Source organism: Desulfosporosinus youngiae DSM 17734, assembly GCF_000244895.1.
In the GTDB taxonomy this organism is placed as follows: Bacteria; Bacillota; Desulfitobacteriia; order Desulfitobacteriales; family Desulfitobacteriaceae; genus Desulfosporosinus; species Desulfosporosinus youngiae.
Window position 1 is genome coordinate 1,500,982 of sequence record NZ_CM001441.1, and the last position, 24,218, is coordinate 1,525,199.

24 protein-coding genes and 2 pseudogenes are annotated in these 24,218 nt (G+C 45.4%); 22 read left to right on the forward strand and 4 right to left on the reverse strand.

The annotated features are described in order from the left end of the window. Position 1 precedes the first annotated feature (1 nt). The 8 genes and pseudogenes from DESYODRAFT_RS07155 to DESYODRAFT_RS27990 form a co-directional block, all read left to right on the forward strand. Complete coding sequence (locus DESYODRAFT_RS07155) at positions 2-784, forward strand: 4Fe-4S dicluster domain-containing protein (protein ID WP_007781262.1); 783 nt, start codon at positions 2-4, stop codon at positions 782-784. Beyond that, a complete protein-coding gene (locus tag DESYODRAFT_RS07160) occupies positions 784-1,485 on the forward strand; it encodes a formate dehydrogenase subunit gamma (RefSeq protein WP_007781264.1) in 702 nt (233 codons plus the stop codon). The genes DESYODRAFT_RS07155 and DESYODRAFT_RS07160 overlap by 1 nt, the downstream gene beginning before the upstream one ends. A 23-nt stretch (positions 1,486-1,508) precedes the next feature. Continuing rightward, positions 1,509-2,264 carry a formate dehydrogenase accessory protein FdhE domain-containing protein gene (locus tag DESYODRAFT_RS07165; RefSeq protein ID WP_007781266.1) on the forward strand — a complete coding sequence of 252 codons (756 nt, stop codon included), beginning with the start codon at positions 1,509-1,511 and terminating at the stop codon, positions 2,262-2,264. Between the two features lie 228 nt (positions 2,265-2,492). Further along, entirely contained in the window at positions 2,493-4,694 is a 2,202-nt protein-coding gene (locus DESYODRAFT_RS07170) for a catalase (protein WP_007781269.1), read from the forward strand. Between the two features lie 339 nt (positions 4,695-5,033). Next, complete coding sequence (locus DESYODRAFT_RS07175) at positions 5,034-6,137, forward strand: hypothetical protein (protein WP_007781271.1); 1,104 nt, start codon at positions 5,034-5,036, stop codon at positions 6,135-6,137. Between the two features lie 65 nt (positions 6,138-6,202). Next, on the forward strand, positions 6,203-7,342 hold the full coding sequence (locus DESYODRAFT_RS26545) for an L-2-amino-thiazoline-4-carboxylic acid hydrolase (protein WP_169315911.1): 1,140 nt from the start codon (positions 6,203-6,205) through the stop codon (positions 7,340-7,342). Between the two features lie 204 nt (positions 7,343-7,546). Then, positions 7,547-8,095, forward strand: coding sequence for a PaaI family thioesterase (locus DESYODRAFT_RS07185; protein WP_242833553.1), 549 nt, complete (start codon positions 7,547-7,549; stop codon positions 8,093-8,095). A gap of 1 nt (position 8,096) precedes the next feature. Then, positions 8,097-8,225, forward strand: a pseudogene (locus DESYODRAFT_RS27990) (toxic anion resistance protein); the annotation flags it as partial. Positions 8,226-8,347: 122 nt separating this feature from the next. Here the strand turns inward: DESYODRAFT_RS27990 and DESYODRAFT_RS07190 are convergent. Further along, on the reverse strand, positions 8,348-8,716 hold the full coding sequence (locus tag DESYODRAFT_RS07190) for a hypothetical protein (RefSeq protein ID WP_042339441.1): 369 nt from the start codon (positions 8,714-8,716) through the stop codon (positions 8,348-8,350). 9 nt (positions 8,717-8,725) lie between these two features. Further along, entirely contained in the window at positions 8,726-8,917 is a 192-nt protein-coding gene (locus tag DESYODRAFT_RS07195; RefSeq protein WP_007781282.1) for a hypothetical protein, read from the reverse strand. A 75-nt stretch (positions 8,918-8,992) separates the two neighbouring features. On the opposite strand from DESYODRAFT_RS07195, the gene DESYODRAFT_RS29855 reads away from it, so the two are divergent. Continuing rightward, positions 8,993-9,175 carry a toxic anion resistance protein gene (locus tag DESYODRAFT_RS29855; RefSeq protein ID WP_042338312.1) on the forward strand — a complete coding sequence of 61 codons (183 nt, stop codon included), beginning with the start codon at positions 8,993-8,995 and terminating at the stop codon, positions 9,173-9,175. A gap of 217 nt (positions 9,176-9,392) precedes the next feature. Here the strand turns inward: DESYODRAFT_RS29855 and abc-f are convergent, their stop codons facing one another. Beyond that, entirely contained in the window at positions 9,393-11,318 is a 1,926-nt protein-coding gene (gene abc-f, locus DESYODRAFT_RS07205; RefSeq protein WP_007781284.1) for a ribosomal protection-like ABC-F family protein, read from the reverse strand. A 349-nt stretch (positions 11,319-11,667) separates the two neighbouring features. Here abc-f and DESYODRAFT_RS07210 point away from each other — a divergent pair, with 349 nt between their 5' ends. The 12 genes and pseudogenes from DESYODRAFT_RS07210 to DESYODRAFT_RS07250 all read left to right on the forward strand — a co-directional run bounded on the left by DESYODRAFT_RS07210 (position 11,668) and on the right by DESYODRAFT_RS07250 (position 19,735). Next, positions 11,668-11,919: a hypothetical protein gene (locus DESYODRAFT_RS07210; protein WP_042338315.1), complete on the forward strand. Its 252-nt coding sequence runs from the start codon at positions 11,668-11,670 to the stop codon at positions 11,917-11,919. A gap of 381 nt (positions 11,920-12,300) precedes the next feature. Further along, positions 12,301-13,071 (forward strand): DeoR/GlpR family DNA-binding transcription regulator, encoded by a 771-nt coding sequence (locus DESYODRAFT_RS07215; protein ID WP_007781287.1) that lies wholly within the window; start codon positions 12,301-12,303, stop codon positions 13,069-13,071. Between the two features lie 60 nt (positions 13,072-13,131). Continuing rightward, entirely contained in the window at positions 13,132-14,274 is a 1,143-nt protein-coding gene (locus DESYODRAFT_RS07220) for a DegT/DnrJ/EryC1/StrS family aminotransferase (RefSeq protein WP_007781288.1), read from the forward strand. A gap of 527 nt (positions 14,275-14,801) precedes the next feature. Further along, positions 14,802-14,966: a hypothetical protein gene (locus DESYODRAFT_RS28630; RefSeq protein WP_007781290.1), complete on the forward strand. Its 165-nt coding sequence runs from the start codon at positions 14,802-14,804 to the stop codon at positions 14,964-14,966. 348 nt (positions 14,967-15,314) lie between these two features. After that, the gene (locus tag DESYODRAFT_RS07225; protein WP_007781292.1) at positions 15,315-15,761 is read left to right on the forward strand and encodes a hypothetical protein; all 447 of its coding nucleotides are present in this window, start codon (positions 15,315-15,317) and stop codon (positions 15,759-15,761) included. A 437-nt stretch (positions 15,762-16,198) separates the two neighbouring features. After that, the gene (locus DESYODRAFT_RS07230; protein WP_007781294.1) at positions 16,199-16,666 is read left to right on the forward strand and encodes a hypothetical protein; all 468 of its coding nucleotides are present in this window, start codon (positions 16,199-16,201) and stop codon (positions 16,664-16,666) included. 101 nt (positions 16,667-16,767) lie between these two features. After that, on the forward strand, positions 16,768-16,947 hold the full coding sequence (locus DESYODRAFT_RS29860; protein ID WP_052315244.1) for a DUF3102 domain-containing protein: 180 nt from the start codon (positions 16,768-16,770) through the stop codon (positions 16,945-16,947). Between the two features lie 45 nt (positions 16,948-16,992). Next, positions 16,993-17,118 (forward strand): hypothetical protein, encoded by a 126-nt coding sequence (locus DESYODRAFT_RS29865; RefSeq protein WP_427854321.1) that lies wholly within the window; start codon positions 16,993-16,995, stop codon positions 17,116-17,118. 27 nt (positions 17,119-17,145) lie between these two features. Next, a complete protein-coding gene (locus tag DESYODRAFT_RS27115) occupies positions 17,146-17,337 on the forward strand; it encodes a hypothetical protein (RefSeq protein WP_042338316.1) in 192 nt (63 codons plus the stop codon). A 338-nt stretch (positions 17,338-17,675) separates the two neighbouring features. Further along, complete coding sequence (locus tag DESYODRAFT_RS28635; RefSeq protein WP_242833663.1) at positions 17,676-17,768, forward strand: hypothetical protein; 93 nt, start codon at positions 17,676-17,678, stop codon at positions 17,766-17,768. Further along, positions 17,741-19,375: pseudogene (fdhF, locus tag DESYODRAFT_RS07245) on the forward strand (formate dehydrogenase subunit alpha); the annotation flags it as partial. The gene DESYODRAFT_RS28635 and the pseudogene fdhF, both read left to right, overlap by 28 nt. A gap of 18 nt (positions 19,376-19,393) precedes the next feature. After that, positions 19,394-19,735 (forward strand): HesB/IscA family protein, encoded by a 342-nt coding sequence (locus tag DESYODRAFT_RS07250; RefSeq protein ID WP_007781296.1) that lies wholly within the window; start codon positions 19,394-19,396, stop codon positions 19,733-19,735. A gap of 358 nt (positions 19,736-20,093) precedes the next feature. Here the strand turns inward: DESYODRAFT_RS07250 and DESYODRAFT_RS07255 are convergent, their stop codons facing one another. Then, entirely contained in the window at positions 20,094-21,962 is a 1,869-nt protein-coding gene (locus tag DESYODRAFT_RS07255; RefSeq protein WP_007781298.1) for a sigma-54-dependent Fis family transcriptional regulator, read from the reverse strand. 414 nt (positions 21,963-22,376) lie between these two features. Between DESYODRAFT_RS07255 and DESYODRAFT_RS07260 the strand changes: the two genes are divergently transcribed. Continuing rightward, complete coding sequence (locus DESYODRAFT_RS07260) at positions 22,377-24,170, forward strand: aldehyde ferredoxin oxidoreductase family protein (RefSeq protein WP_007781299.1); 1,794 nt, start codon at positions 22,377-22,379, stop codon at positions 24,168-24,170. The last annotated feature ends 48 nt before the right edge of the window (positions 24,171-24,218 follow it).

The window sequence follows — 24,218 nt, forward strand, 5'->3', positions numbered from 1 at the left end:
TATGACAAGAAAAATGGTTTTTGTCGACACTTCAAAATGTACGGGGTGTAAAGCTTGCTCTGTAGCTTGTAAGGAATGGAACGAGCTTCCGGCGGAGAAAACTCAGTTGGTTACCAGTTATCAAACTCAAAAGGATTTTACACCGACAACCTGGACTTATATGACCTTCATCGAAAAATACGAAAATCAAACAATGAATTGGTTCATGCGCAAGGCACAATGCTTTCACTGCGCCGACCCTGCCTGTATGAAGGCCTGTTCTTCCAGTGCAATTACTCAGACAGAGTCGGGGTATGTTTTAATTAATCAGGACAAATGCATTGGCTGCGGGTATTGTGTTGAGAACTGTCCTTTTGGGGTCCCGAAGGTCGACCCGGTCAAGAAAAAATCCTATAAATGTACGGGGTGTATCGAGAGAGTTGAAAATAACCTATTGCCGGCTTGTGTTCAAACCTGTCAGCCGGGTGCTTTAAGTTTCGGAGAACGTGATGCTATGTTGCTTCAAGCAAAGATGCGCCTTGCTGAGGTGAAAACGACGCATCCTAAGGCCCAGCTTTACGGGGAAAAGGAAATGGGTGGTATGACCTTTCTTTACTTGTTGCTCGACAGTCCCGAGGTTTATAGTCTTCCGGCTAATCCGACCGTTCCGCTTTCTCTGACTCTGTGGAAAGATGTGATTCGTCCGGTTGGCAGTGTTGCTGTAGGCGGTGCTGCTGCGGCCGTTGTTTTTGGGGTTTTTGCTAACCTCTTAAAGGGAAACTATAAAGGAGGAGGGAAAGCCTAATGGCACCTAACGTTGAAACAGGAAATAAAGCGCCGAAACGAATTGTTGGAGACAAGGTTTTGCGGTTTACTAAAGGAGAACGCCTTAGTCATTGGGTTCATGCGGTTTCTTTCTTTGTTTTGCTTTTTACCGGCCTGGGGGTTTACAGTACGTTTTTTCAGCCGGCAATGGCTATTTTCGGGGGAATTCATGTTGCTCAGGTGATTCATCGTATTGCAGCTATTTTCTTTGTGGTCGTGGTTGGGTTGCTTTTCTTTATCGGAAACCCCAGGTTTCATTGGCGATGGTTAAAGTTTACCTTTAACTTTACGAAATCAGATTTGCAGCATGTCAGTGCCTTTCCCAAAGAATTCTTCGGCGGACATGGAAACTATCCCCCCCAGGACAAGTACAATGGGGGAGAAAAAATTAATTCCTTAATCACGATCTTTGGCACGATTTTCATTACTCTTAGTGGTATTGTCATGTGGTGGGCACCGCATTTTCCGCCGGGTTTGGTTCGGTGGGCTTATCCGGTCCATGATCTTTCCATGTTTATTATGACCGCAGCTGCTCTGGGACATATATATTTGAGTCTCTTACACCCGGATTCCAGAGTTGCTATGTCCGGCATGCTCAATGGTTATGTGCCGGCAAAGTTTGCTCAGGCCCATCATGCTAAATGGTATGAACGACTGAAAAATGAGCAGCAGAATCTCTAATAGATGGTGAGGAGAGGTCCTTCATGAATAACAACCTTAAAATGAAGCAGTCAGGAGAAACTATGACGGACAACGCCTTGCAGATGTATAACCTCCTTAAGCAAGAAGTCAGGCAATGGCAGGCCGAGCGAGGTGCGTTCTGGACCGAAAGGCTCAGCCCTGCCCGGGTCCCCCCGTACTATCCGGTCAAGGGGTTACCTGAGAATGCGATTCTGGAATTATGCCAAAGGTTAAACCATGTCAGTGATACTGTAGTCGGCGATATTGAATTATTGGAAACCTGGAAGAAATTTAAAGCCTTTCGGCTTGTGACTAACGCGGAACTCTACAGCCGTTTGCAGCTCGCCTTATGCGGCGTTGCTCAGATGTTTCAAGAGACAATGGTTAAAACGGAAAGTAGTTCAGCGAATAGCCAATCCGCTCAAAGCCTGACATGTCCAATCTGTGGAGAGCCGGCGGGGGTATCCGTTCTTTCTCCGCCTGATGGTAAACGGTTCTTGCATTGTTTGATATGCGAACATGAATGGTTGGCTAAGCGCGTGGGATGCATTCGCTGCGGGACTGAGGAGGCTTCGAAATTAAACTATCTCAAGTCAGAGGAGTACCCGGGCACAGAGATGGTTATCTGCCAGGCTTGTGGTCAGTATTCCAAGGAATATGATTTGCGCGTGATGAATGTTGAGGATGTTAATTGGGAAACGATCAGGACTCTTCCTCTGGATTATGCAGCAGAAAGCTGGCTGGCTGAACAGGCTCAATTGCTAGGCAAGGTTCAGTAAGCATCCTCCTTGGGGGGGATCTCCGAAGCAAAAAGGATGTCCGAGGCGGCTGAACTTGGCTGCTTCGGACAATGATCTAAATAATAATGACAGCAGCCTTAACCGGCTGCTTATTTTTCTTTTGGACATATTTAAAAGAAATGATACTCATGATTCCGGAATAAAAGACCATGGGGTTGGGATACTAACTGGCATGAGTACCTTTGATCAGGAAAGGAGAGGTTTTTATTGGATACGAATAACTCCGTGGATACCGGCAGGAAAAAGATGGATCAGCTCAGTCCCTATCTGGAGAATGATATGGGGCAGAAAGCAACCACCGACAACGGGCTCAAGATCTCCAATACCGATGATTCTCTGAAGCTGGGTGAACGAGGGCCTACGTTGCTGGAGGACTTCCATTTCCGCCAGAAGATTACTCATTTCGATCATGAGCGTATCCCTGAACGGGTAGTCCATGCCCGCGGATTTGGCGCTCATGGCTTTTTCCAGCTCTACGAATCCATGTCCGAGTACACGAAGGCTAAATTCCTGCAGGACCCCAATCTGACAACCCCGGTGTTTGTGCGGTTTTCAACGGTCGTCGGCTCACGGGGATCGGCTGATACCGTGCGCGATGTGCGCGGCTTTGCCACTAAGTTTTACACCGAAGACGGGAATCTTGATATTGTGGGCAATAATATCCCGGTCTTCTTCATTCAGGATGCCATCAAATTCCCTGACATAGTTCATGCCATTAAGCCTGAACCCCATAATGAAGTGCCCCAGGCAACCTCTGCCCACGATACCTTCTGGGATTTCGTGGTCAACACACCGGAAACAGCCCATATGGTCATGTGGCTCATGTCGGATCGTGCTATTCCCCGGAGCTTCCGCATGATGGAGGGATTTGGGGTTAATACCTTCCGGTTGATCAATGCTCAGGGCCAGGCGCGGTTTGTAAAATTCCACTGGAAGCCGCTGTTGGGCGTCCATTCCCTCCTGCGTGACGAAGCGCAACGACTCTCGGGCAAGGACCCGGATTTCCATCGCCGCGACCTGTGGGACGCCATTGAACAGGGCAATTACCCCGAATATGAGCTGGGGGTACAGATCATTGAAGAAAGCCAGGAATTCAGTTTTGACTTTGATATTCTCGATCCAACCAAAGTCTGGCCTGAGGAATTGATTCCGGTTAAAATCATCGGCAAGATGACCCTTAACAAAAATGTGGATAATTTCTTTGCTGAGACGGAACAGGTGGCTTTCTGCCCAGCCAACATCGTTCCCGGCATTGATTTCAGCAATGACCCGCTCTTGCAGGGACGCTTATTTTCTTACGAAGATACGCAGCTGAGCCGCTTAGGCGGGCCCAACTTCCGGCAGATTCCCATTAACCGCCCGGTGGTACCGGTACATAATGACCAGCGCGACGGCGGCCATCAGATGAGAATTCATCAGGGCAATGTCAGTTATTTCCCCAATATGCTGGCGCAAAATTCCCCTTCTCCGGCTGACGAGGCCGAAGGCGGCTTTGTTCATTATGCCGAACGGGTTGACGCTCATAAGGTGCGCGCCCGCAGTCAGAGCTTTAGGGATCATTTCCGGCAGGCCACGCTGTTCTGGAACAGTATGTCTCCAACGGAAAAAGCTCATATTGTCGATGCCTTTCATTATGAGGCCGGCAGTGTCAAAAATAAAGAGGTTAAACAGGCTGTAGCCGATATGTTCGCCCATGTCGCCCCCGAGCTGGGAGAACAGATTGCCGTGGGCATCGGTGTGAACCGGCCTCCGTCGGTGCCGGCCAACGATATGAAAGCCTCTTCAGCGGCACTCAGCCAGGAAAATACCATAAAATCGGCCAGAACCAGAAAAGTCGCTGTGCTGGTGGAAAACGGCTTCTGCCCGCTGGCGGTTAATACCATGCTCAATGAGCTTAAAGCGGCCGGTGCGGTTGCCGAGACTGTCAGCAGCAGCCTGGCACCCATTACCGGCAAGGATGGTACCATGTTGGAGCCGAATAAATCCTTTGTAACCACCAGCTCCCTGGTCTATGACGCCGTTTTTATTCCCGGCGGAGCCAATCATGCCGACGCCATTTCCCAAAATATTGATGTCAGGTTGTTTATTAACGAAGCCTTGCGCCATATGAAGACCGTTGGTGCCGCGGACGAGGCGGCTGAGCTGCTTTTGATGACAGATGCGGCCGGGTTGATTTCCAACTTTACAGGCTCTGAAGGTACACCCTGGGTTAATCAGGGGGTTGTACTGATTCAGGGAGCGGACAATCTTCAGCCTTATTGTGCGGAATTTATAAACCAGCTGTCCGGGCACAGGCATTGGGGCAGACTTATTGATTATCCTATCACAGCTGCGGCAGAGCCACTCAATCCCGGGGTATTCTCCAAACCGCCCGACAATATGCAAGAGGATCAGGGCAGGATGCATTAGGAAAGGATAAAGGTCCGGGGACAGTGAGTATGTCCCCGGACCTTGTTAACTTGCTTGCGGGTCTGGGGATTCTTCTGCATGTCTTTAGTCTTTTTTCAGAGCAGTTATCCGTTGTTTTAGGCAATGGATAACTGCTTTGCTGTGTGCTCCAGGAAATCCCTGATTTTAAAAGATCTGTAATTGAGTGTGAATTGGAAGGTATATACAGGCTGGATGTGGAATTTTAATATAATATAGCCACCGCGCACAGGGCGTAGGTCATGTTTATCTGTAAAGTTATGCCGGGAAAGGTTATGAGGGTAATGAATTATTTAATCTATTGGCAGAGGGGGATGTCTTATGAGGAAACTGTTAGGAGTCCTGGGGATTTTTTTCACACTGCTGGCCGGTTGTTCTTTAGAACAGTCTGCCTTAAATAAGGAAACATCAATGCTTGAGGTATTGGAGGAGTTCTATGGAAATACCCGTGAACCTATCCTGATCTTTGAGCAGGTTTCTTTTGAAGGCGGCACCCTGGTGCTGGCCGAAAGGTTGATGGATGGAGAAAACTATCCCGATCTTCATTTTGTTGATGATCAAAACCAGGTGACCCACCTTACACAGGGCAGCTATTGCTGGACCCTGAATTATACACAGTTCAGAGGACATTACATCTATTTCGGGCTGGCAGGGGTTGAAACACGTCAATACGGAGGTAACCCGACTCTTGCGGAAAGACTGGAGGCTTTTTTCCCGGATAGAACCATTAGTGTATCACCCAGCAATAGGGTCATTGAAAACAGGGATCTTAGCGAGAGGGGCAGGCGGATTGATAATCCCCAAGGGTATATAATGCCTGTTCCGGGCAGGGATATCCCTGAAAATCTAGTGGTTGTTCTCAACAATGGAGAAAAGAAATCTCTTACAGAAATCCATACCGGCCGCAATTCAGAATATAGGCCGGATTATCTTAAGTCCAAGCAGGCGGAGGTCTATAATTCCTTTGCTTTTACCTTTACCCCGATGTTGACTCCCCTGGAATGGGATAAAGGTTACAAGGATGGGGAGATTTGCCTTGAGGGGCAGACGGATTGGAACGGCAACCGCAATGCTCTTTTTTTGCAGGCGGCCGGGCATATGAGTCCCTCGGATTCCTATATCCTCCCTCAGGATATAAAACCCTTGTATCTTTCAGATCATAGCCGCAGACTGGCACATTTCTCGGCAGGTGAGACAGTTACCATAAAGTTTCCCGGAAAAAGAGCGCTTATGGATTGTCGCCTTCTGAAGCTGACGAGAGAAAAGGTTGAAAAAGAAATAGGGCAGGATAACCTTGCTTTAATACAGGCAGATGAAAAGAGCCGGATCAGCTTGCCAAAGGATAAAGGATCTTATCTGTTTTTGCTGCGTACTCAGGAAGAGGGCAGTATTCAAACCTACACAGGGATATTGATGATTGATTAGGAAAAGTGTTTGGAATGAGGCTGGGTACATTCGCAGGTAAAGAGTTTACAGAGGGGGGAGAGATTTTGGCGGAAGAGGATGTCATAAAGCGGGAAGAGGCGGCGCTGCAAGTGCGGCAAATGGGAAAAATGATGGCTTCGTTATTTTACCATATGGCAAAGGAAGTTCTTAGCGAGCTGGGTGAGGTGCGGGGCACGGAACTGGTCGGGAGAGCCATAAAAGCCTATGGCAGCGAACGAGGAGAGCAGCACAGGGAACGTGTTTTGGCAGCGGGAATAGAACATCTGCCGGAAAATTATGTAGAGCTGGGTGACCTTCCTTACTTAGGATGGGATGTTGAAAAGGTGGTGCCTGAGGAAAATAAGACACATATAAAAATTACCTACTGCCCTTTGGCCGAATATTGGCAAGAGAAGGGAGCAGCCAAGATAGGGCGTCTTTATTGCGGCGTTGATCAGGCTAAGTATGAAGCTTTTCACCCGGACAGTGAGTATATTCACCTGAAAAACAGGCTGGACGGTGATGAGTGCTGTGAAATGGTATGCCGGCAAAAACAGGCCATGGCTAAGGTTAAACAAATAAGAGATGATTGCCGGAAAAGATTAATTCCGTATACCCTCAAAGCCTTTGCCGAGCTGCCGGCAATGGAGGACCCCCAAATCCTGGACATGGGCTGCGGATCAGGGGTACCCGCCTTAACGTTGCTGGAAACTTATCCCGGCCGCCTTTGGGCTGTGGATACGGATGCAGAAAGCCTGGAATGGCTCAGGGAGAAAGCTCAGGCTCGAAACCTTGCCGCCAGAATAAACATCATCCGGGCATCTTTATTTGATGTCAGTTTGCCCGGGGAGTCCTTTGATATCGTTTTAGCTGAAGGGATGCTCAATGTGGTAGGTTTTGAGAAGGGGCTACCGGCTTTGGTCCGGTTTCTCAAGCCCGGAGGATATTTGATTATCCATGATGAGTTAACGGATGATGAAGCAAAGCAGAGGATTTTTGCCAGGCATCATTTGGAAGTGCTCCAGACCTTTGAGTTGGATGCCAATGTGTGGTGGCAGGGTTATTTTGCTTGCCTTGAAGCTTTAATTCAAAGGGAGGAGACTATTTCGCTGTATGAAAAGGAACTAGGTGAAATCTCCGACATTAAAAACCACCCTGAACAGTTTTGTTCCGTATATCATGTCTTGCGAAAATCATTCCTATAGGAATGTGCCGGATAATACCTGCCCCAACGGCCGTGTTTATTGTTACGCTAATCATAGTCCGGCTGCCGCTCTGGAGGGATACAACTCTCACCGGCCGGACAGCGGCATCCTTTGCGGTTCAATAGGAGAGGGGAAAAAACCACGGACAGAAAGGTCAAATCCCGTAAGCGGCGGCAGTTCAGTTTGTTTTAGCAGGGATTCAGTTTGAAAAATAAGAGGCGGGTGTATTTGATGGATACTCTGGATGACTCAGGAAGAGACAGGGAAAGAAAAAGGACCATCGTCTGGGATGACCCTCAAATAAACAAAAGAGATGCGGTGTCAGCCATTTCCGGACTGGATTACCTGAGAAGTATAAGGGACGGTAAAATCAGCCCGCCGCCGGCTGCAAAACTGATCGGCTATCAGCTCAAAGATGTTGACTATGGCTTTGCGGCATTTGAACTTCATCCTGGAGAGCACCACTATAATCCTTTTGCCACCGTTCATGGTGGAATTCTTTCTACGCTGCTGGACACCGCAATGACTGCTGCGGTGCTTACAACCCTTCCGCAGAATATAACTTGTTCCACGGTTGAGATTAAAGTGAACTTTATCAAACCTGTCACTGCTGAAAGCAAATTGGTGCGCTGTGAGGCCAAGATTATCCATAGCGGAAGAAAATTAGCTACTGTTGAAGGGCGCATAAAAGGCGGAAATGATGAATTATATGCTCATGGAGTGAGTACATGTCTGATTTTCAAGGTTAATTGAGCCTACCATTAAAGCCATTGAATACGGCAACTATAACCTGATCCGCAAAATCAACTCAGCTTTTGCCATTACCCTGCCGATTTTTAAGCAGTGTTTGGTGCAGGCGATTATGCTGAAGCAGAATTTTGTTAATCGGGGGATTATTCGGCAGAACGTTTGGGGAGCGTGCCGCTTTGGGTTTGTGGGAAACCTGGAGGGGGACGCTCTTTTTGGGGGGGTATGAATGTGAAAAGGTCCTCCTTATTGGAGGACCTACTTGTTTCTTCCATGTATTATTTCAAGCTCATTTACTAAGTAATTAAAGCTATTTTCATCCATCTTTATAATATAATCTTCAGGCTTAACTACACTTATAAGATACTCACTGGAATATCTCAACAAAAATAGACCTTTTACCCACGATGGCTTAGTAAAACCATTGTTGCGCCAATTCAAAATTGGGATCTTGAATTGATCGTAATAGGAGGAAGAATTGCTTGGAGGTTGAGAAGTTGTTGATACTAAAACAAATAATTCATCTGCTGTACCACCAACAATTATTGATGGTCTTCTTTTGCTACTAAATGAATCATCTTCAAATTCAACATCTAACCAAAAAATATCTCCAACACTAAACTCCATTCTTATCAATCAATCCTCATAAATATAACGATGATCGGGATTATTTTTGTCTAATTGTATTTTGCCATTTTTAATTTTAGGGCTTATAGTTATATCCTTTAGTTTTTTTTCAGATAAAGATAAACCTTTATATGGTTTTTCTTCTTTTTTTACTAATGAAGGCATTTGTTCACGCTCCTCTTGAGGAGTATTCTTGTCCATATCTTACCACCTCCACCGAACCGTTACAAGACTTTATGTCTAGCTTTGCCAATTTAGAAGAGGATAAATCTATAGGTGGCTAAGCTGGCCTTGGGCAGCTCCGTAAGTATCGAAGCCCTGGAGCAGTTTTGGCAGACCATTGTCAAGGGGATCGAGGAAACGAAGGCGATTCAGGATGAAATGAGGCAGACCATAACCTGGGATAAGGGTGTTTTTTGCAAGACCTTTTTCATGATAAGGGGGCTTTACCGAATCTAAATTATAGAACCCAAGGAGTAGAATAAATATGGGGCTCAATGGCTTCATATAATAGCGAATTCCCAAAATCTGAGATGATATGAATGATAAACGTCTTTGAAAGAAAATAAGACGCAACAGCAGATAACTTCTAGAGATTTATGAGGGTTCTAGATGGAGAAAAAGCCATTGATTAAAATCAATAGCTAAAAGGAAAGTAATAATTGAACCCTATTTTCTAGGACCTGCCAGATATCATAACCCACTTGTCATATAATAAATTAAGCCGACTTTCAATAGTTTCCCGTTCATGCTGAAACGAAGCAAGTTTTGCTGAGTCAAAAGAAATTACAGGATCAGACATTTGAGCCTCAATATCAAGAATTTGCTGTTCCAGTGCGTTTATTTCCTTTTCCAGTTGAGTGGCTGCCAGACACGGATCAGCCGCCTTAGCGACAGACGCTTTAACTGGCTGCCCCCGTTTATTAGTAAGACTTGCCGGACTGTCCGTTTTACCTACGATCTTAATAATTTGTTTGGCCTTTCTCTCCAGATAGTCATTATAATTACCCAAGTAGGCAGTAATCTCGCCTTGGTCAAGTACCCAAACCTTGTGAGCCAAACGATTGATAAAATACCGGTCGTGAGAGACCGCCAGCAGCGTGCCGGGAAACTCTTCCAAGGCTTCTTCCAGAGCTTCCCGGGAGTCAATATCCAGGTGATTCGTAGGCTCATCGAGCAATAACAGGTTGGGCTTTTGATACATGAGTAAGGCCAGTTGCAGCCGGCTCCATTCTCCGCCGGACAAACAGCCAATCTTCTGGAAAACGTCGGAACCGTAGAAGAGAAATTTTGCTAACTGTTTTCTAGCTTCACCTTCTTCCATATCCAGTTCTGCGCGGAAATATTGAAGGACGGTTTGGTCGGACTTGAGGGGTGCACTGTCTTGGGAGAGATAGCCGATGTCAACTCGTGAGCCAAGGCTTATTTCACCTTGATCCGGGTTTTCCTGATCTAAGATCAATTTTAGAAGAGTACTTTTCCCGCAGCCGTTTTTTCCGATGAGGACGATCCGTTCGCCGTAAAATAGCTGGGCACTGACTTGGCTTAAAAGCGAGCGGTTAGCATAGGCTTTGCTGATTCCCTCCAGTGAAATCACTTGCTTTCCGGAACGGTCACTTTGTTCAAGATGCAGGTCGATTTTTTTGTGTTCTAAGGTCGGCCTCTTTAACTTAATCATGCGATCTAAGGCCTTTTGCATGGATGCGGCGCGGCGGTGAAAACCGGGATTTGGTGGATTGGAGCGGTTGCCCCACTCAATTAATTGTTTGATGGATTCCTGCATCTTTTTAATCTTTTTCTGTTGTTCCTGATAATTTGTAAACTCTGAGAGCAGGCGGCTCTCTTTTTCTTTCTGATAGCCGGTATAGTTCGTTTGATAGGTTACGGCTTCCCCGTCTTCCAGTTCAATGATTTTAGTGATCACACTGTTTAAAAAGTAGCGGTCATGAGAAACAACGATGACGGTGCCCCTATAGTTATTTAAAAAAGTCTCAAGCCATTCAATGGAAGAAATATCCAGGTGATTGGTGGGTTCGTCCAGTATTAAAAGGTCAGGCTGCGTCAATAGTAAGGCTGCTAAACCCACCTTCGTTTTTTCTCCGCCGGATAAAGAGGAAAATGGCCGTGGATAGTCATCCAACCTGATACCCAGTCCGTTGGCAATCCCGTCGATGCGGGAAGAGATTTGGTATCCGCCCGCCTCTTCGAACTTCTCCTGAAGTCTGCCATATTCCAGCATAAGCTGACTAAGTGTATTATTCCCGGCGTTCATGGGGGCGGACATTTTTTGCTCTAATCCTTCCAGTTGCTGCTGCCATTTCTTTACTTCTTGAAAGCACTGTTCCAATACTTCATAGACGCTCATTTTGTCATCATATTCAGGGGCCTGAGCTAAGAAGCCAATCCTGGTATTTCTGCGTATGGCGATTTGCCCTTGTTCAGGCTGAAGGGATCCGATGATTAACTTTAAAATTGTGGACTTTCCTGTTCCGTTACGGCCTATTAGACCGACTCGTTCTCCTTGCTTAATTTCAAAGGAGACATCGGTAAGCACCTCATTGGCGCCAAACGATAGCTTGATGTGTCGAAAATCAATAATCATGTTCATTCTCCTCAGGGGAAATGACACTTATAATACGGATTTAAGCATAAAAAAACCGCAGGGAAATGTCCCTACGGTCGCAGCTTCAAATTTTGTTGCGGTTATGGTAGGTGTGTCATTTCGCAATTTTGTTGGTCCGTACTCGGTTGCTTAAAAATGGGCATAGCTATCCTGTTAAATGAAACTGCATACATAATTCCAAAGATTGCTATCGGCAACTGTTCAAGACGGAGCATTGCAAAATCGCGATTCATCCTACCACACCTCCTTCAGTGAATTAATACGAATATATTAACATAATTCTTGTGGAATAATCAACCAAATTCTAAATAACCTCTGAGCGGGACAGTTGGGAAAACAGGCTTCAGGGCTTCAAGCGGCCATCCAAACGAAAGAGTTAACATTAAGACGTTGCAGGAAAAACTGGTCGCAGCCAAGGAGAACGAAGCTCCGGCCGGGAAAGTCACCGCTCTGGGAAAAAGTCATTAAAGCCGCTCGGCTCAAGCTGACGGTCAGCAAAGTCAGCTTTCTCTATAATAGTATAGTCAGTGAATTCGAAGAGCTGCTAATACCAATCGAGGAGATTTTTATTTTTGAGTAGTGTCACTGCTATGAATTCATTTCACGGTTAAGGCACACTCCATGGAATAATGGGCGGATAGGACTAATTGCCTGCCCGGATTCAGAAACATTATTACCTGTCAGGACGTCCTGTAAATCTGAGACACTTTAGAGCTTGAATCCGGCTTGGGGGATTAACACTTGGGTTCCGTTCTATGCCACTGTACATATGGTGTATGTTGTTACGAATTAATGCACCCGTCAGGGGCATTTTTTTATTGGGGATCAATTCCTGGCAGGCATCCAATCAACCGTGTTAACAGCAATGACAATACGCAAAACAGCATATACTTGTATAAAATTGCATTAATAGATGTATAAAACAGCATATCTGTGCTACAATTGGCTAGGGGGGTTAAGTATGTTTGCTGAAGAACGTCAAGAGCTAATCCGTTTCAGGCTAAAGTCTCTCGGAAGGATATTTGCTAAAGAACTGGCGGAAGAATTTCAGGTTTCCATCGATACTATTCGCAGAGACCTCACAACGATGGAAGAGAACGGTCTTTTGAAAAGAACTCACGGTGGGGCAGTTCCTTTATCCAAAGTCAGAAGGTTTCCAATCGACGATCGTATTAGGTACAGTGAGGGAACAGAACATCAAAACGCAGTGGCAAAGCTTGCCGTATCTTTTATAGAAGATGGCGACACTATATTTGTCGGTGGGGCCAGCATCCATTATGTATTATTGAAATACCTGCCCTTGGATCGTAATTATACAGTCATTACGAATTCACTCATTATTGCGGAAAAACTTCAACATTACAATAATATCGAAACATATATCGTCTGTGGAAAAGTGAAAAGTGAAGAAGGAATCGTTGATCCTTTAGCGATTGAATTTATAAGAACTTTACGCTTAGATACGGCTTTCTTAACAGGTGGAGGAATTTCTGTAAAACATGGATTGAGCAGTTCGACTCCGGAAGGAGCGATTTTTCAAAGAACTGTTGCGGAGGTTTCGCGCCGGATAGTATGCCTTGCTAACTTTGACAAAGTGGGAACGGAGTTCTTTTCCAAAACGATTGATCTCAAGGACTTGGATATGCTTATAACTGATTGGGAAGCACCAGATGAGGAAATTGCCAGAATCGAACAGTTGGGCGTTAAGGTCTTAATCGCAAAGGAAAATTAAATGCTTAAATTTCACAGGAGGAATTTTAATAATGTATAAAATACCTTTTCACCGCCTGATATAAGCGAGGAGGAAATTGCTGCTGTTTCAGAAGTTCTTAGGTCCGGGTGGATTACCACAGGACCAAACACCGCTTTATTTGAGCAGGAATTAGCAGATTTTTGCGGTACTCAGTACGCTGTTGCCTTAAATAGCGGCACGGCAGGTATGGAACTGATTTTAAAGGTTTTAGATATAGGTGGGGATGATGAGGTAATCACAACGCCTTATACTTATGCGGCAACTGCAAATGTCTTGATTCATCGTGGTGTAAAGCCAACATTTGCCGATGTTAAGAAGGATAGTTTTTCAATCGATGAAGAAAAGATTTATGAGGCTATTGGGCCGAAAACGAAGGCTATCCTGACCGTTGACATAGCAGGTGTACCTGTTAATTATGATCTTATCAAAAAGGTCTTAAAGGCCAAAAACCGGCAAGATATTACGGTGATTTCCGATTCCGCTCATTCTTTTGGCGCTTCCTATAGAGGGCAAAAAGTCGGGGGTCAAGCGGATTTCCATGTTTTTTCCTTTCATGCCGTAAAGAACTTTACAACGGCGGAAGGAGGAGCAATTACTTATAATGACAACAGGTTTAAAGGTAAAGAGGATTTGTATAAGGAGTTTAAGTATACTTCCTTACACGGGCAAAATAAGGATGCTCTATCAAAAATGCAAGCAGGAGCCTGGAAATACGATATCTTAACGGATGGATTCAAATGCAATATGACGGATATTATGGCGGCAATCGGTCGTGTTCAACTTCGCCGGTATGAAGAAATGCTGAGAAGAAGAGCAGAGCTTCATGAAGTTTATAGCGAGATCCTAGGCGGAAAAGAATGGGCGATTTTACCTTTTGCCAAAAACGGTGAAATGGAAACCAACTATCATTTATATACATTAAGGTTAAAGGATTTCAGTGAAGACCAACGAGATCGTCTGATTCAAATGCTGGGAGAAAGAAATATTGCCACAAATGTGCATTTTATGCCGCTGCCCATGTTTACGTTTTATAAGAGCCTGGGTTACAGAGTTGAAGATTACCCAAATGCACTTGCCCAGTATGCAAATGAAATAACACTGCCGCTTTATTCGAAGTTATCAGTAGATGAGGCTGAATATGTTGCTAAAGAGCTGATTAAGTGTGTTGAAAAGATTTCTTAATCCTCTCCCATACCTTGCAATCCCCGTCAAAAAAGCTATAATTAGGAATAGGTGGAAATTAAAAAGTCGCCGTGACCTGAAAGTGTTGCAGCACTTCCAGGCACGCGCAGGTGGTATGAGCACCTACACGTAACAGACTGTTCACGACGACATTTTTATTATACAACGTTGCCTGTTTATGCACAAGCAAGCTGCCTGTGCTGCAGGTTAAGCGAGTGTAATAAGGCGTCGGCAGGGAGCAGACTGTGCGGCTTCACGCAGCAGGAGATTCAGCCTATTCCTGACCCAGGCAGCGGAAAGGAACTGTTCGCGTACCGGTTAGGCGGACCGTTTTTCTGTTCACAGCCGGTTTGATTCCGGTTGATGGGGGTTAGTGTTTAGGATTCAGCAAATTACGAAGCATAGCGCATGTGTAGGGGAAAAAAAACAAACCTCGCATGCGCTTTTTAATTTCCCCTCTAAAAGCAGACGGCAGGACCGGGTCATGACCCGGAGCCTTGCCGCTGCTTGAAATAGGGGGGATAGACTTGGATTATAAAAAGATGTATTTTCAGCTGGCGGCTAAAGTTGCCGATGCCCTGGATATCCTTTTAAAAGCACTGCAGGAGGGAGAATCTGAATTCTTAGATGGAGATCCGTTTCCTGGGCTTAAAGTCATTACCATTAAAGATGAAAACCGTGATTCCGAATAGATAAGGCTGATCAATGACCTTCGCATCTTTGGCTCCGGTGATGGCACCGCTTATAGCCCAAAACACGGCAACGTTGTTGTGTTTTGGGACATTTTTATGCCGGTTGTCACGCTTAGCGGGCGGATCATATGCTATGGATAGAACCTACAGAAAATTTGCCAGGTGCAGGAGAGGATGGATCAATACCATAAAGCGGCAGATGGAGAAAGTTTTCCTTGTTCATGCTTCCTCCCACTCAACAATTTGGGAAAAATTAGAGGAAATAATTGGGCGCTTGTGGAAGTTTAATAAGTCAGTAATTTGCAAGAAATCCTTAAGCAGTAAATTAAAGAAGAGGCGATACTATAAGTGCATAAGCAATTATTAAGACGATTAAGATTAATCGAAGGTATTTTTGCGAATATCCCGTTTTTAATAGGGATGTTACTGTTCTGGGTAATGCCGCTGTACATAGGATTATCATCACGCGTTATTATGAGTCTTATTTTTGTACTATTTTTATGTTCCGTCATATTTACTCAACGAGTGAAAAGGCTTATTTATGTTAGGCTATTACCGTTTATGAAACCACTGTGTGACTATGAGCAACAGAAGCCGGCATCCGATAAATCAAGACGTAAGGATAGGATTTTTACTGTAATAGTGATTATAAGCTTTATTTTTGTTATGGTATATCCTCCATCAATTCCTAAACAAATTAATTGGGAACCATTAAAATACTCAATTTCAGGCAGCTTAATTGGCTTAAATATCGGCATGGTTTGGAAAGCCTTGACGGAGAAATTCGATTTGTAACATAAGCTGTATTTTTATTAAAAATCCACTCTCTCTGCTTATCGTCGCGCAGGAAACCAGGCACCTCATGTTGTCCAGGCAAATGGAGGCAATCATTGCCTTAAAGTATTAACGATATAAATTCATGGCAACAGGCCCCAAATCAGCTGAAGCAAAACCAGGTTAGTTTTGCTTCAGCTGATTTGGGGTTTAAAACTTAATATCCAATTCCTTTATCTTCCTATAGAAAGTATTTCGTCCCATTCCTACAATGGGAACATATTTGCCCGTACATTCAATGAAGGTATATTTGCTAAATTCAGAAGGACTATTCTGGTAATATGTCGAATATCTGTTAATAAACAAAAATTTCCATAATTATCATTGAGGTAATAATAATTTTGAGTGATTCAGTGGATAGTGCTGAGAGAGGTAGTTTGGGGAAGGAGGGGGAAGGTATGGTCAGAGAGGTAGGGAATAGGGAAAGAATTCTATGGATTTCCCTAGTGACCGTTATTTTGGCTGTATTGACGCTTGTTCTGGTAAACGGGGAGCGGGAGAAGGCTGCCTGGGGCCGGGAAGAGGCGAATCTGCAAGGAAGGATTTCAGAGCTGACTTCGGAGCTTGCTGCCCGAACAGAAAGGTATACAAGACAGGTAGTGGCTTTTCCTGGCAACAATACCAATATTATGAATAGCTTGGCGGAGCAGGGCTTTGAGGGTGGCGTTCAGGATATTGTTGACGACCTGATAAAACATCCCGAACTGATTCCTTATGAGGGAGTTTTAGGCGGGAGAATGGGCTTTTGGACGAGATCTATGTTCTTACGGATCAATGGGCTTGTGCCTATTTTGACGACGGGCACATCAGTGGGTCCCTGCTGCTCAGCTATAAGCTTAATAACGGGGCTGTCAGTTGGGAGATAATCGATGCATGCTTATTCGATTAACATCGTTTTCATAAACTTGGGAGGAGGAAGTAAGTGTATTCTAAAGAACAGCTTCACTAAACATGAGCAGGAGATTATATGGCTAGATGGGGAGTGAATGATGGAAGGTGTATTAGCCGAACGTCTTATCCTATTGAGGAAAGTGGGGCATCAATTAGACAACGGACTGGTAAAATCATGCTAACCAATGCCATCGAGACCGGCAGGGGACTGAAGAAGGCAAAAGCCCTGCTCCCTCATGGAAAATGGGGAAAATAGCCGGCGGAATCAGTGAGCTATTCCCAGCGCACAGCCAAAAGGCTGATGCAGCCTTTTGCAGAATATGGAGATAAACTATTCGCTTCCAGCGATGACTGCAGTAGCCTAAATTCGTCAGTACTGACGAATTTGGGCTACTGCCATCTTCCTTCTGGGGATTCTGGAACATGATATTAATTCGGTGCAGTCAGCGAGGTTGTGATCAGACGACCGGATCTTGACGCTATGCTTACCGGTAAGACGATTGAGGAAGCCAAAGCCTGCAAGGAAGATTATCTCAGAGCCTATGACCAGGCGATCCTTCCCATCAGGGGGAGAATTTCTGCAGAGTATAGCAAAACCGTCTTTATGAATTTACAGCGGGATTTTATGGAAGGCAATGTAATATGATTCTTTTGTGAATTTTCCTATAAAAATCAAAGTAATGACTAGCATGTATCTTCGAAACAGGCTATAATAGGTTATATAATTAATATATTATGAATAAATATAATTTTTATATTATAAAGTGGTTTCAAAGGAATAAGTTTTTCTGGTTGCTTAGAGGCACATATGTTTATGGAGTATAGGCCAATTCTCCTTGTGTAACTAACGTTTAAAAATCACCAATACCTTGTTTAAGCAGAAAACAACGTATTGGTGATTTTTAAGTAATAGGCTATATTGATAACATTGCAAATGAGGAGTGAGACATTTTGGAGTGGTTCACCTTAACTGATGGACGCGAAGTGAGCGTACCCAAGGGAACGACCGTACTTGAAGCCTGTCGGATGCATGATATTTCAATCCCTACGCCAGAGTCTGTCATGCTCCCACAGTAGCCGGTTTGGCCGTTTCCTTTGGTTCGGGAGCGTCAACCAACTCCTTCGCCGAAATCCCCAATGCCGAGGTTATGTTTGTCATCGGAGCAAATCCTACGGAAGCCCACCCCATCGTTGGGACAAAGATGAAACAAGCCTTAGCCAAAGGGGCCAAGCTGATCGTTGTCGATCCCCGGCAGATTGAGCTGGCGGAGAGTTCCGATTTATGGTTAAGACTTCGTCCGGGTACGGATGTTGCCCTTATTAATGGCATCATGAACATTATCCTGGCGAATGGCTGGGAAGACCGTTCCTTTATTGAAGCAAGGACGGAAGGTTTTGCTAAGTTCCGGGAGAATCTGGAAAAGTATCCGCCGGAAATAGTGAGTCAAATCACTGGGGTCCCTGTGGAACAGCTGGTGGAAGCGGCCAGAATCTATGCTACTGCTTAACGCGCCATGATTTTCTATACGTTGGGGATTACGGAGCACACCACTGGCACGGACAATGTAATGAGCCTGGCCAACCTGGCTATGCTGACGGGCAATGTAGGTAAAGAGCGTTCCGGAGTTAATCCCTTGGGCGGGCAAAATAATGTGCAAGGCTCTTGTGATATGGGAGCATTGCCTGGCGACTATCCCGGGTACCAGAAGGTCACAAATCCGGAGGCGCGAAGGAAATTTGAAGAAGCATGGGGTGTCTCCCTCGATCCCAATATGGGGCTCATGCTTCCTGATATGTTCAAGGCAGCGATTAACAAAGATCTGCGTGCTATGTATATAATGGGTGAGGATCCTGTCATCACTGATGCCGATGCCAATCATGTCCGCAAAGGCTTGGAATCCCTTGATTCCCTTGTCGTGCAAGACATCTTTATGTCAGAGACGGCAAAACTGGCGGATGTGGTGCTGCCGGGAGCCAGTTTTGCCGAGAAGACCGGCACCTTCACGAATGCGGAGCGGCGGGTACAAATGGTTAATCAGGCGATCAAGCCGATTGGCAAGGCTAAGACGGATGGGGAGATCATTATTGAACTTGCCAACCGTATGGGTTATCCATCTTCCTATCCTTCTTCTGAACAGGTTATGCAGGAAATAGCCAGCCTTACCCCTCTCTATGCAGGAATTACTCACGAACGTCTGGGAACGCAGGGATTGCAGTGGCCGGTGCCGAGTCCGGACCATCCCGGAAGCAAGGTCCTTCATCAAGAAACCTTCTCTCGTGGCAAAGGACTCTTAATGCCCATAGAATATCAGGCAGCCAATGAACTGCCGGATGAAGAGTATCCCTTCTTATTAAATACCGGACGCAAACTCTCTCATTACAACGTGTTTACCCAAAATTCAGAAGCTTTGGAAAGTTATGCTCCTGAAGAACTTGCTGAGATTAATCCCTTAGATGCTGAACAACTCGATGTTAAAGAGGGGGAACGGGTAAAAGTGATCTCCCGGCGAGGAGAACTGGCAACGAAAATCAGAATCACTGAACGCGTGCCTCAGGGAATGATTTTTATAACATTCCACTATATGGAGACTCCCACTAACGTCTTGACCAATGGAGCTGCTGATAAGGTTTCCAAGACGTATGAGTATAAAGCTTGTGGAGTACAAATCACTAAAATCGCCTGAATGAAAGGAGTGACTGTTATGGTAAACATTACCGAACTGGCGGCCCAAAAGGTCAAAGAAGTGTTAAAAGCCCAAAATAAAGAGGATGCTCTGCTTCGGCTTTATCTGGCCGGCATGGGCTGTGGCGGGCCGAGCTTTGGCATGACGCTGGAGGAGTTAAAGTCGGAGGACGATATTCTTGATGAAGAATTTGGTGTATCAATGGTCATAGATAAAAAGCTGTCCATGTATTTAGAGGGAGCCGTCATTGACTATGTCGAGTCAAGTAGCGGCGGGGGATTTGAAATACGAACAGCTAATACCAATAACGGTGGAGGGTGTGACAGTGGCTGCTGCAGCGGTTGTGGAGGAAACTGCTAATTAGTTTGCCTGTTCAACTTTAGAGCATTGATGTTTTTGATAACGGAAAATAATTTGCACGAAATCAGCCCGAGAGGACGCTTCTTAACGCCTCTCGGGCCTTTTTCGTTTTGAGCGGTGATTTGCCTCAGGGCTTTGCCCGGGCAGGTTATTTGTCGAAAATCTAGTGAGATAGAAATCATCATAATCACTGGATTATCTCAGGTCCTTTTACAAAAGGTACATGCATTGTTGACAACTGATTAAAGTATTCCCCTTCATAAATATTGAGTGAAATATTTATGTCATAACCCACAGAACGCTTCTGGTTACCTGTACCCACTTTGAACTTTGAGAATTAAGTCTTCGCACAACCTCTTTAAAATTTAATATCCAATTCCTTTATCTTCCTATAGAGAGTATTTCGTCCGATTCCTAACATTTTAGCCGCCGGCGAGATTTTTCCTCTGGTTTGGGTTAAGGCGTAGAGGATGGTCTGTTTAGCCTGCTGATTCAGCAAAGTTTCGGCGGCAGGTTCGGGCTTGGCAAGGTTTTGTTTATATTCATCCGGCAAGTTTGCCACGGTTAGGACCGGGCTGTCTGCCAAAGCTATCATGCTTTCAATACAGTTCTCCAGTTCCCGGACATTGCCGGGCCAAGTGTGAGCCAATAAATAGGAATAAACTTCTTCGTCAATCCCAAAGATCGGGCCGCCAAAGGATTGGCAGGCTTTGCGTATAAAATGAGGAACTAAATCTTTGATGTCTTCAGATCGTTCGCGGAGGGGAGGTAATTCGAGGGTAACTACTTTTAAACGATAGTATAGATCTAAGCGGAACTGTTCCTTTTCGACCAGGGCATTAAGGTCTTTGTGGGTTGCGGTAATTACCCGCACATTAATTTTTTTGGTTTTAGTATCTCCGATTCTGGAAACTTCTTTTTCCTGAAGAACTCTAAGGAGGGCTACTTGAACACTTAAAGGCATATCTCCAATTTCGTCAAGGAAAATGCTTCCCTTATCCGCCAATTCGAATTTGCCTGGTTTCCCGCCTCGCCGCGCTCCGGTGAAGGCACCCTCAACATAGCCGAATAGCTCACTTTCAATTAAGGTTGGAGATAATGAGGCACAATTCAAAGCAACAAAAGGCCCTTCCCGCCGGGGGCTGAGCTGATGGATTATCCGGGCGATTATTTCTTTACCGGTCCCGCTTTCTCCGTGAATGAGAACGGAAGAATGAGCCGCTGCAACTTTCGAAGCCCGTTCCAGAATTTGTTGAGTTGGCAGGCTATGTCCGACCCATTGGGTATGGGAAGGAGATTCCTGGGTGATTTGCAGTGTTCCTACGGCCCCCAATGACTCGCCCTCCTCATTGACAACACGCTTCAAGTGAGAGGAAATCCCTTTCCCGCCGCCATCTTTGATGCGCAGATCAAGAGAATGCTCACTCAGCATCCATCCTTTGGGTGAACTGAAGATATCTCCGGCGAGTCCTCCGATGATGTCTTCCTGCTTGCGTCCCAGGAGAGCAGCCCCTAAGGCGTTGATGTAAGTGATTATGCCGTTATGATCAATGGAGATAAACCCCTGTTGCAGAAGAGAAGAAGCTAACTTGGCTCCTTCTTGGTAAAACTTCAGCTGCTTCTCCAGTTCAAGAAGCCGCAAGTTTTGTTGAATCATACTTGCTCCCATCATTGCAATACCTAGGATCTTTTCCCGGTCTTGACTGGCTTCCCCGCTAATATCTAAAATCCCCAGGGGTGAACCCTCGCTGTTTTGAATCGGGGCAGCCCAGCAGGCCAGAAAGTGATTATCCTGAATAAAGTGCTCCCAACCGTAGACTGAGATGGGGTTATTGTCCTGGAGAGAGGTTCCGATGGCATTGGTTCCCCGAATTTCTTCGCGCCAACTGGCACCGGGACTTAAATTGACCTTTTGTGCTTTACTCATAAAGGGTGCGTCACCCATGGCTTCGATAATATAGCCATCCTTGTCACCCAGCAAAACAGTATAATTGGCATTTCCCAGCAAGCTGAATATGTAAGGCAGGACAGGTTTACCCGCACGAATCAGGGATTCTTGGGCCTCTCGCCGCTCTCTCAGACGCGAAGTAGATAGAATGTCCTGGTTGGAAATTAGGGTATGGTCTACTCGATATTCTAAACTTCTCTGCCAGGAGCGATAGATGGAAGGAGTTACTTCCGATTCAACGCTCTCGCCATCAATAAAACGTCTCCACTGATTGTGCATATAACTCTTTCCTCCCCTCCAGGCATAAAGAATACTTATCCTGATGTTGACAGAATATCATACATGTTTAAAGGAAACAACAGGGTCAAAAAATTTATCGCCACGTCAAAGTGCTCCATATTGGAACACAAAAAAGGTAAAAATGCTCAATCGTGGAACAAAATTAAAGACGTGGAGTCTATTTAAAGCTTAAGTTGAGCAAATAATTGAACTATTTTTGCTGCAAGGGTCTTAAACAAAACCAAATCAAACAAAACCAAATCAAATTAAAACAATGTAAAACGAACAATAAACGGTACGGTCATAGAAAAAAATAATTGTCAGTCTGAATTGGCACAATAATTGCTATATATCTTTTGTAGACGACTTAGAACGTTTTGTGAAATTAGAAAGTAAAAACGAGGAGGAAGATTCATGGGTGGGTATGCTGGTAAAATTTTGCGCATCAATCTAACAGAGGGGAAAGTTAGTACTGAGCCCTTAAGCCCGGAACTTGCAAAGAACTATCTGAGTGGGCGCGGGCTTGGGGGGAAAATGTGGTTTGATGAGGTAGATACTGATGTAGACGCTCTTGCTCCCGAAAACAAAATCTTTATTTCTACCGGAGCACTCACAGGAACCAATGCTCCAACTTCCGGACGGTATATGGTTGTGACAAAATCCCCCCTTAACGGAGCTATTGCTGCTTCCAACTCAGGAGGATATTGGGGAGCTCAGCTGAAGTTTGCCGGTTATGATATGGTTATCCTTGAAGGTAAAGCTGCCAACCCTGTCTATATAGCCATAAATGACGATAAAGTGGAGATCAAAGATGCCGGCCATCTATGGGGTCAGGATGTTTATGCCACGACTAAGGCTGTAATGCAGGAATTTGGGGATGAAAAGGCGAAAGTCTTAACGATTGGCCCGGCAGGTGAAAATCGTTCCTTACTGGCCTCAATTATGAATGACAAATTCCGTGCGGCTGGGCGTAGTGGTGTTGGTGCGGTCATGGGGTCAAAGAATCTTAAGGCCATTGTTGTTCGCGGAACAGGAAAGGTTGACAATGCCGACCCGGATGAAATGAAGAAAATTTTAAGTGAGGCCTTGGGAAAACTCAAGGAGAATGGTGTAACCGGTCAAGGACTTGGCACCTACGGCACAGCCGTACTTGTGAATATTATTAATGAAAACGGTATCTTGCCCTTTAAGAATTTCCAGGAGTCCTATGATCCGGAGGCGGATAAAATCAGCGGGGAAACCATGACCGCTAACCACTTGATCAAAAAAGACGCTTGTTATCGCTGTCCCATTGCTTGTGGCCGCTATAGTAAATGGGAGGGCGGCGAAGGAGCAGGTCCTGAGTATGAAGCTGTCTGGAGCTTTGGTGCGGACTGTGGGATTCACGATTTTGACGCCGTTCATGTGGCTAACGACTTATGCAATAAATTAGGCATGGATTCCATTTCGGCCGGTTGCACCATTGCTACGGCTATGGAACTGGTTCAGCGCGGCTTTGTGAAGCCGGAAGAACTTGAAGGGATCCCCTTGGAGTTCGGAAACGCTCAGGGGATGGTAGAATGGACTCGCAAAATGGGTCTCGGTGAAGGATTTGGAGCTAAATTGGCCATGGGTTCTTATCGCTTAGCTGAAAGCTATGGCGTCCCGGAACTGTCCATGTCGGTTAAGAAACTGGATATTCCAGCCTATGACCCTCGAGGTATCCAAGGCCACGGTCTGCAATATGCTACGAGCAACAGAGGCGGGTGCCATGTTCGTGGGTATATGGTTTCTCCGGAAATCTTAGGCCTCCCCGAAAAACTTGATAAGGACTCCCTGGAGGGGAAAGCGGCCTGGGTTAAGATTTTCCAGGATCTCACGGCTGTCATTGACTCCCTTGGCTTGTGCTTATTCTCTTCCTTTGCTCTTGGTCTGTCTGATTACAGAGCAATCGTTAATGCGGTGACGGGTTCGGATTATACAGATGCTGAGCTCTTAGCCTGTGGAGAACGGATCTGGAATCTTGAACGTTTGCAAAATTTACGGATTGGCATGACTAAGGCGGATGATACACTTCCGACACGGTTATTAAAGGTTGAAATTCCAGCCGGTCCTTCCAAGGGGAGTGTCCACAGATTACCTGAGCTCTTACCTGCTTACTACACTGAACGGGGCTGGGATGAGTCCGGTGTGCCAACAGCCGAAACTCTTAAAAACCTGGGAATTTAGGACTGTATAGCATTAATTGAACCTTGATAAAATTAAAAGACAATGATA

What these genes read in the sequence shown, in the direction of transcription:
- DESYODRAFT_RS07155 (WP_007781262.1), top strand. Translation starts at nt 2, where the DNA reads ATGACAAGAAAAATGGTTTTTGTCGACACTTCAAAATGTACGGGGTGT.
- DESYODRAFT_RS07160 (WP_007781264.1), top strand. Translation starts at nt 784, where the DNA reads ATGGCACCTAACGTTGAAACAGGAAATAAAGCGCCGAAACGAATTGTT.
- DESYODRAFT_RS07165 (WP_007781266.1), top strand. Translation starts at nt 1,509, where the DNA reads ATGAATAACAACCTTAAAATGAAGCAGTCAGGAGAAACTATGACGGAC.
- DESYODRAFT_RS07175 (WP_007781271.1), top strand. Translation starts at nt 5,034, where the DNA reads ATGAGGAAACTGTTAGGAGTCCTGGGGATTTTTTTCACACTGCTGGCC.
- DESYODRAFT_RS07190 (WP_042339441.1), bottom strand. Translation starts at nt 8,716, where the DNA reads ATGGAGTTTAGTGTTGGAGATATTTTTTGGTTAGATGTTGAATTTGAA.
- DESYODRAFT_RS07195 (WP_007781282.1), bottom strand. Translation starts at nt 8,917, where the DNA reads ATGGACAAGAATACTCCTCAAGAGGAGCGTGAACAAATGCCTTCATTA.
- abc-f (WP_007781284.1), bottom strand. Translation starts at nt 11,318, where the DNA reads ATGATTATTGATTTTCGACACATCAAGCTATCGTTTGGCGCCAATGAG.
- DESYODRAFT_RS07215 (WP_007781287.1), top strand. Translation starts at nt 12,301, where the DNA reads ATGTTTGCTGAAGAACGTCAAGAGCTAATCCGTTTCAGGCTAAAGTCT.
- DESYODRAFT_RS07230 (WP_007781294.1), top strand. Translation starts at nt 16,199, where the DNA reads ATGGTCAGAGAGGTAGGGAATAGGGAAAGAATTCTATGGATTTCCCTA.
- DESYODRAFT_RS29860 (WP_052315244.1), top strand. Translation starts at nt 16,768, where the DNA reads ATGGCTAGATGGGGAGTGAATGATGGAAGGTGTATTAGCCGAACGTCT.
- DESYODRAFT_RS29865 (WP_427854321.1), top strand. Translation starts at nt 16,993, where the DNA reads ATGCAGCCTTTTGCAGAATATGGAGATAAACTATTCGCTTCCAGCGAT.
- DESYODRAFT_RS07250 (WP_007781296.1), top strand. Translation starts at nt 19,394, where the DNA reads ATGGTAAACATTACCGAACTGGCGGCCCAAAAGGTCAAAGAAGTGTTA.
- DESYODRAFT_RS07255 (WP_007781298.1), bottom strand. Translation starts at nt 21,962, where the DNA reads ATGCACAATCAGTGGAGACGTTTTATTGATGGCGAGAGCGTTGAATCG.
- DESYODRAFT_RS07260 (WP_007781299.1), top strand. Translation starts at nt 22,377, where the DNA reads ATGGGTGGGTATGCTGGTAAAATTTTGCGCATCAATCTAACAGAGGGG.